5 protein-coding genes and 1 tRNA gene are annotated in these 6,352 nt (G+C 60.4%); 3 read left to right on the plus strand and 3 right to left on the minus strand.

Annotation, left to right across the window (positions count from 1 at the left end; genetic code table 11):
• Positions 1 to 116: 116 nt before the first annotated feature.
• Positions 117 to 839, minus strand: coding sequence for a hypothetical protein (locus CAPSK01_RS07365; protein WP_034924524.1), 723 nt, complete (start codon positions 837 to 839; stop codon positions 117 to 119).
• A gap of 13 nt (positions 840 to 852) precedes the next feature.
• Positions 853 to 1,647, minus strand: a complete 795-nt coding sequence (locus CAPSK01_RS07370; protein ID WP_034924526.1) for an isochorismatase family protein — start codon at positions 1,645 to 1,647, stop codon at positions 853 to 855.
• Positions 1,648 to 1,766: 119 nt separating this feature from the next.
• Between CAPSK01_RS07370 and CAPSK01_RS07375 the strand changes: the two genes are divergently transcribed.
• Positions 1,767 to 2,435 (plus strand): NUDIX domain-containing protein, encoded by a 669-nt coding sequence (locus CAPSK01_RS07375; RefSeq protein WP_034924529.1) that lies wholly within the window; start codon positions 1,767 to 1,769, stop codon positions 2,433 to 2,435.
• A gap of 21 nt (positions 2,436 to 2,456) precedes the next feature.
• Here CAPSK01_RS07375 and CAPSK01_RS07380 read toward each other — a convergent pair whose 3' ends face one another.
• The gene (locus CAPSK01_RS07380; protein ID WP_034924532.1) at positions 2,457 to 5,477 is read right to left on the minus strand and encodes an ankyrin repeat domain-containing protein; all 3,021 of its coding nucleotides are present in this window, start codon (positions 5,475 to 5,477) and stop codon (positions 2,457 to 2,459) included.
• 209 nt (positions 5,478 to 5,686) lie between these two features.
• On the opposite strand from CAPSK01_RS07380, the gene CAPSK01_RS07385 reads away from it, so the two are divergent.
• Both CAPSK01_RS07385 and CAPSK01_RS22185 read left to right on the plus strand, forming a co-directional pair.
• Positions 5,687 to 5,763 (plus strand) — tRNA-Arg (locus CAPSK01_RS07385).
• Between the two features lie 214 nt (positions 5,764 to 5,977).
• Positions 5,978 to 6,349 carry an IS5 family transposase gene (locus CAPSK01_RS22185; protein WP_273703256.1) on the plus strand — a complete coding sequence of 124 codons (372 nt, stop codon included), beginning with the start codon at positions 5,978 to 5,980 and terminating at the stop codon, positions 6,347 to 6,349.
• Positions 6,350 to 6,352: the final 3 nt, after the last annotated feature.

The raw sequence follows: 6,352 nt of genomic DNA on the forward strand, positions 1-6,352 counted from the left end.
CCCCGTAACATCCACTGGTGCTGCTCTCGTGCGTGGCATAGTCCTGGCAGGGCTCGGCTGCCAGGGCATGCGCAGACCCGATGGCAAAGTAGCTGTCGACTCCCATCGCGCGCGCCTCAGAACACCAGGGCCAGGCTCGGACCACCGGTCCCCAGGCTCTGCGATTGTGAGGAGATCGAGTGGCTGACGAATCTTGCCAGCTTGGCCAGCGTACCGGGGGTGGCATCGGCGACGTCCACGTACTGGTCGACCCCGGCCTGGGCGGTGAAGCCTTGCAGTTGCAGGCGATGCTGGGCCGCATTGATGCCGATCAGGACGACCCGGATCGACTCGAGCCACTCCGCGCTCACCCCTGCAAGCACTTCTCTGGCGATGTCTTTCGGGCCATACGAGGTCGATGCGTTGTCGTCCCCGTCGGTAATGACGAAGACGATGGCATTGACCCCGAAGTCGGCGTCCGCAAGTGCTTTCGCGTAGGCATTGGTCGCCGAGACAGCGGCCATGGTCGCATCGTAGAGGGCAGTCATGCCGCCGGTGGTGGGGATCACGTAGGCGGCAGGATCAATTGCGGAGAGTTCGGCAAAGCCATGGATCTCCGTGACACGGGTATTGAACTCGAGCTGCCGCAGCAGCAGATAGGCGGCGCGCGGGCTTTTCTGGCAAGCCTCGACGACGGCACGTTTCATTGCCAGCAGTTCCTTCGCGAAATGACTGACGCTGCCGGTTCTGTCGGTGACCACGCTGACCAGGGTGTACTCGGTCGCCCCGAGCTTATCCGGGCGCGTCGCGGAAAACGTGAATCCGGCGGCTTTTCCCGATTGCATGTCGATGAGTTTCATCCTCAGCTCCTGATCAGTAATCGGTCGATTTCATGACCCGCATGCCGCGGGCCGTCATCTCGGTGATGAAGTCGGCACCGAGAGACTCGAAGCCCGCCACCGAACTCGAACAGTCTTCGAGCAACACGAGCTTCCTGACGTTGTCGTCGCCAAAATTTGCGGCAATGTCGCGTACCGTGCTGGCCACGCAGTGCGACAGCGCCTCCCCGGCGATCAGAATCTGATCGGCACGAGCGAGCGTGTCGATGAACCGGGTATTGACCAGGGTGGACGGGTCCGCAGCGTCGGGCACTTCTGCCTGCACGGCACTGTAATGTTCCGTGAACGGATTCGATCCCTTGGTAACGTAGTCTACGATTTCCATCCGGTCACGCGCCCAGCGGTTGAGTGCGCCCATCAGATCGACCTGGATGTTGTGTCCCCAGCTACCGATCAGACAGTGTTCGGGCCAGATCACCAGCGCATAACGCCCGGCCTGGTCCAGCTGCCTGACGTAAGCCGCGCTGCGCGCCTGTGCATCAGGATGACGCGCGCGCCATTTCCCGGCAAGCACGTCGGCCTGGCTGATGACGGTAAACGGCAAAGGCGGATTGCCCAGCGAATCCACCCACCAGGAAGCGTGGGCGATATCCAGCGGGTTGTGCGAATCCAATGTGACGTGGATGTCGTAAAGACGAGCGGCGTGGGCATCGACAAATGCCGCCAGGCGTTGCATATCGGCATTGGCGCCGGCGACCGGCAGCGCAGCGCCGGCGATGTCGCAGAAGTCATTCTGCGGGTCAATGATGAGCAAGTGAGTCTTCTTCATAACGTTCTCCCGATGTTCGTGGCGTTTTGCCACTAAGCACAGTGTAGCAGGCATATTTGCTAAATGCAACTAACCAGAGTAAAATTTTTTCCTCCTGAATTGCTGGAGAAACCATCGCCATGTACCCATCAATCATCGTCACCGTCGACGTGGTTCTGATGACCCTTTGTCTCGATGTGCTGTGCGTGGCGCTGATCCGCCGCCCAAATGCCCCCTTTGCCGGCGAGCTGGCCTTGCCTGGGGGATACGTCCATGCGCAGGAGGATGGGAACGCGGAGGATGCGGCCTACCGCATCCTCCGCGAGAAGATGGGCATCAGGCCGCCCTACCTGGAACAGCTCGCGACGTTTTCCGGAAACCGGAGAGACCCGCGCGGCTGGTCCGCGAGCATTGCCTATTTTGCCCTGGTATCGCCGACGACCGAGGCCACCTGGCAGCCGGTGAGCAAGTTGCAAAAGCTCGCTTTCGATCATGCGGCGATCATCCAGGCAGCGGTCGACAGGTTGCGGAGCAAGTCGGCCTATTCCGTTCTGCCCGCGTACCTGCTACCGGAAACCTTCACGCTTGCAGAACTGCAGAAGATCTACGAACAGGTGCTGGGATCACCGCTGGACAAAAGTTCCTTCCGGAGAAAGATCAAGGAACTCGATCTTCTCGATCAGGTCGCCGGCAGCTTTCAGGTCGGCAACCAGCGGCCCGCGCAGATTTACCGCCTGAAGAAGATGATGACCTTCGACAGAACCTTGAGTCAGTCGGCCCCTCGGAAAGCCGGGCGGAGTGGACAGTGAAGCGCCCGTTTGCCGGTGAAATCAACGTTTCTTGCGTTCTTCCATCTCCCGCAGCAGACGTTCGACTTCGAGACGCCTGCGCTCTTTCGTTTCCCAACTCAAATTCGGTTGCGCAGCGCCGGCCAGAACTGCCTGCAGGCGTTCACTGAACGTCTTTAATTCAGCCTGGCGAACCTGCTCCAGGGCCACGGCGCGCTCGGTGGCGATGGGCACGCTACGTTTTTGCAGGCCGCCCAGCGTGAGATAGTGGTCGATGACCTCCGGGAGCTGCTCCCATCCCGCAGACTGCCGGCTCTCCGTCCGGGAAAACTCATTGATCAGCGGCAGATTGAGCGCCTTATAAATCGGCGTCCACTGCTCTTCATCCCCCTGCCTCTGCCGTACCGCGAGTCCGGGATTGAACTGATACCAGCCCTGCGCGACGCGCATGAACAAGGCCCGGTTATAGGCGTAATCGCGATGGATTTCGTTTCGGGCAAGCACGCCGGAAAGATGCTGGCGCTTGTTCCGTTCGGGACGAACGATATTGGCCGGCAGGTGCTGCCAGGTGCCGAGAATCGCCTGCGTATCGAAGGCGCCGTTGGCACGGCGCTGCCAGTGGGTGAAGCGTGACTTGAACAGCACCCACAGCGTCTGAAAAATGAAGTATTCGGACAGATGCCGGTCGATGCGCACCAGCCGATCGCCGGTATTGACGTCGATGCTCGCCGGTGCCAGCAGTTCATAGAGTGCGGCCAGCGGACCGCCGGCAAATCTGGCATCGCGGAAAGCCTCGCGCAAGGCCCAGTGCAGGGCGTTGTAGCCATAGTGATCGACCGCCTCGCGGTTGGCGCCGCGTTCGAGCAGCGCTTCCGCCAAGGGCACATTGCCGGCGACGGCCGCGGCCATCAAGGGCGTCTGGTTCATTGGCAGGCGATGGTCGATGCCGTACTGCTCGCATTGCCTGAGAATGTCCTTGAAATGGTTGGCGAAGTAAGGGATGTAGGTCTTGCGGCCGAAGTTCGCGCGTTGCTGCGCAAAATTTTTCGCCGGCTCGAATCTGGCCTCGCTGACCAGCCATTCGGCCAGTTGCGGCTCATCATGACAAGTCGCGTATTCGTAGAGTTGCTGCTTCATCTTCGCGCCAGGCGCCTGTTCGCGAAATACCTTGACCACCAGTTCGATGACCTTGGTCTCGTCGAACACCGGCCAGGGTACCGGCACCTGCTTCAGAATCGTGCGACGGATCGCTTCGGCCTGTTCCTGCTTGCCTTGCAGTTCCAGCTTGCGCGCTTCCTTCTGCCAGTCTTCGAGGGTCGATTGTCTGGCCTCGACCTTGACCTGGCCAAGGCTCATGTCGAGCAGTGCGAAGAGTGGATGTGCGGTGTCCGACTCGATGACGTAGATGTTCCGGATGGCGCGCGTCAGCGCCACATAGAGAGCATTGACAAAGAATTTGTAGACTTCCAGCGACTTGTCGCTCTTGTCCTTTGCCCGCCGGTAGTCCAGGGTCTCGACGGCCAGGTCGGCGCGGGCAACGCCCTCGACGATGTCGCTGAACTCGGCGCGATGATCGGAAATGAAACGGTAGAGGATGATGTTCTCGTATTCGAGACCCTTGGCTTCATGAATCGAGAACAGCAGCGGCGTTGCAAAGTGCCTTCTCGCTTCCACCTTGTCTTCGTCGCGCATCACCAGCACGGCGAACTGGGTGGACTGGCGAATCTTCTGGTCGAGTTCGCGCTTGCCAAGGTCCTTGTCGGGCATCAGCGCAACCTGCCCGGTGTCGCCGCCCACCGCCTGAACCAGGAAGTTGCTCTCGCGGTCGATCGAGCCAAAGCGCCTGTGCTTGATTTTCAGCAACTGGTTGGCGACCCGCGTGGCCTCCAGGCCGTTGCGGAAATTGGCCGTGAGCACGTGCAGTTCCTGCCGCTCGGCCAGCTTGGGGTCTTTCCAGAAAAGGCTCTTGACCTGACTCCAGGAAAAGAAGTTGGGATGGACGATCTGGTTGGAATCGCCGCAGAGCAGAAAATGGCCGGGTTTTCTCAAGGTCTTGAGAACCAGCGCCAGTTGCACGGTGGTGATGTCCTGCACCTCGTCAATGACCACGAAGTCGTAGCGTGGCGCAGCCAGCCGTTGCCAGTCCTGGGCGACGAGATTCAGGTCGTAGAGTTTCGCCTCGGCGAGCCAGTCGCGATATTTCTCGAACAGATCGTAGAGTTTGTCGCGCAGCTCGACGGGGAAGATCGACTGGCGTATGCCGAGTGCCAGGTACTCGTCGCGTGCGAGAACGCCGCCGGCACCGGCCGCCAGCACGCCACGAATTTCTTCAAAGACCTGATGGCCGTCGAATTCCTTGAATGCCTGCCGCAGACGCCCGAACCAGCCGGCAAAGTCGCGCCAGCCGGCTTCCCGGCCCGGCGGCACCCGGATCGATTCGACAAACTCGCGGTACGAGAGGAATACCGCTTCCTGACCGGCGTGCTCGAAGCCGTTCGCGTAATAGAGATCACGGGCGCTCTGCGCAAGGTAGGCGGAGTGGGTAACGTAGAGCACCTCGCCTTCTGCGTGCTTGAGCTTTTCCAGGGTCAGCGCGGTCTTGCCGCTACCGGCACAGCCGACGACGATCAACGGCGCTGGCCGGCGATAGATGGCCTCCTGGGTGTCATCGAAGGAGATCGGCTTGTCCAGCAGGTGAATCGTCGTACGTTCCGGGTGCAGGTAGCGTACCGGCTGTGCTTCCCTGATCGCTTCATCGACGCCAATCTCCGGAATCTTTTCGTCGTCGATTGCCGCGCCGCGCAGAAAGCGCGACTTGTCGTAATCGTGATTACTGATCACTTCCAGCATCAGTGCGCAGGTTTGGTCGCCGTGACGAATCAGGGTGAACAACAGCCGGGCGGTATCATCGAGTTTGGCCCGGTAAAACCTGCCATGGCTGAGATTGGCCAGCTTCTTGACCTGTGCGGCGTAAAAGTCGTCGCGTGCGATGGCCTCCACTACCTTGCGATAGCTGGCCTTGACTCGGGACGTGTCGAGTCCGTTGTATTCGAGAATTTTCACGGTTTATTTGCTCGGATGATCTGGATCGGACTTGCCGCTTGGAAGGCATGACGCCGGGCATCGGCCTGACGGGCTTTGCGGCATCTCCCAGCGGCGATTTTAACCGTTCCTGGACATGCTGGCGGCAGCACCGATCTGCCGCCAGCAGCTAACCAGCGCTTGCGGGGTGGACTACCCTGAGCAAAGCGGTTAAGCTTCCAACCCTGCACGCGCCCGTAGCTCAGTTGGATAGAGTACTGCCCTCCGAAGGCAGGGGTCGGACGTTCGAATCGTCTCGGGCGTGCCAAACCAAAGCGTGAGTAGCCAGCGGGACTGGCCGGCGTGCTCGGTCAGGCGGCCCACCCCGGCGAACAATATCGGGCGACTGGTGATCGCTTCCAGGCGGGTCTTCGGGTGCGCCAGGCGAACGTAACTAGCTCCACCCGTTGTAGGCTGTGTTCACAAAATCATGGTTTGTGTGCGAGACTACTGGCTATCATCCACGGCCAGAGGGGTCGAGCATGGATCGTTTGTATTACCTTACGGACGAGCAATTTGAGCAGATCAACCGGTTATTGCCACCCGAAGAGGGTCGCCGGGGACGTCCGCCGAAGGTCAAGAACCGCGAGGCGTTGGAAGGTGTGCTGCATGTTCTGCGCACAGGCACTCCGTGGCGGGATTTGCCGAACGCCTATGGCCCTTGGCACACGATCTACATGCGCTGGCAACGCTGGATCGCGCGTGGGGTCTGGGGGGAGATCCTGAAGCTGCTGCAGCGGCTCAAGGGCGTCGACCTGACCATCGTGTTTCTGGATTCCCCCGTGGTGCGCGCGCATCAGCACGCGGTGGGCGCTGCTAACGGTCATGACTTTTCCAGGCACCCCCGATCATGAAAG

This window comes from Candidatus Accumulibacter vicinus, from assembly GCF_000584955.1.
Lineage (GTDB): Bacteria > Pseudomonadota > Gammaproteobacteria > Burkholderiales > Rhodocyclaceae > Accumulibacter > Accumulibacter vicinus.

Excerpts from the sequence above, each read along its gene's own strand:
- CAPSK01_RS07375 (WP_034924529.1), top strand. The coding sequence starts at position 1,767 with ATGTACCCATCAATCATCGTCACCGTCGACGTGGTTCTGATGACCCTT.
- CAPSK01_RS22185 (WP_273703256.1), top strand. The coding sequence starts at position 5,978 with ATGGATCGTTTGTATTACCTTACGGACGAGCAATTTGAGCAGATCAAC.
- CAPSK01_RS07365 (WP_034924524.1), bottom strand. The coding sequence starts at position 839 with ATGAAACTCATCGACATGCAATCGGGAAAAGCCGCCGGATTCACGTTT.
- CAPSK01_RS07370 (WP_034924526.1), bottom strand. The coding sequence starts at position 1,647 with ATGAAGAAGACTCACTTGCTCATCATTGACCCGCAGAATGACTTCTGC.